The organism is Roseateles sp. P5_B10 (assembly GCF_056400485.1).
The window spans coordinates 1-765 of record NZ_JBFULE010001417.1 but is presented as its reverse complement, the minus strand read 5'-3'; the positions used below and the strand labels follow the sequence as shown (position 1 = coordinate 765).

Below are 765 nucleotides of genomic sequence, written 5' to 3'. Positions count from 1 at the left end.
GGACCGGGCAATGGAGCAGCGCTCGCCCGGCGCTTCGCCGTCAACGGCAACCGCGTGGCGATGCTCGCGCGCGATAAGGACCGCGCAGATAGGCTCGCTGCGGAAATTGACGGAGCGCGGGGCTACTCGTGCGATGTAGGTGACGAGGCGTCGGTCAAGGCCGCCGTTGCGGCGATCAGGACCGAGTTGGGTGAAGTCGACACGCTGCTGTTCAACGCCGGCAGCGGTGCCTTCGCAGATGTCGAGCATATCACAGCCGAACAATTTGAAGCCTCATGGCGGGTGAACGCTCTTGGCGCGTTCCTCTGCTCTCGCGAGGTAATCCCGGCGATGAGGGCGAAGGGCGAAGGGAGCATCGTTTTCATCGGCGCCACGGCTTCACGGCGTGGGAGCAAAATGACGGCCGCGTTCGCTCCGGCGAAGGCCGCGCAGCGCAGCTTGGCGGAGTCCATGGCGCGCTCGCTCTGGCCGGTCGGCATCCACGTTGCACTTGTTATTTTGGACGGTATCGTTGATCTGGAGAGCACACGCCGAAAAATGCCTGACAAGCCCGACGATTTCTTTCTTGATCCTGCCGGTTTAGCCGAGGTTGCTTGGGATCTCACTCGCCAGTCCCGACGAGCATGGAGTTTCGAGGTCGAGGCTCGGCCGTTTGGCGAGAATTGGTGAGATTTCTGCATCGCTATCTCTGCGTGAGAAACGCAATGACCGGCGATTTGGAATTGTCCGAGTAGGACGCTGCTTGCATGGCCGTCAGTGACACGT

The 765-nt window shown here is 61.4% G+C and carries 1 protein-coding gene; it reads left to right on the top strand.

Annotation, left to right across the window (positions count from 1 at the left end; genetic code table 11):
• The coding region (locus tag AC1DU6_RS33710) for an SDR family NAD(P)-dependent oxidoreductase (protein ID WP_477862723.1) at positions 1–669 on the top strand (669 nt) is incomplete at its 5' end.
• Between the last annotated feature and the right edge of the window lie 96 nt (positions 670–765).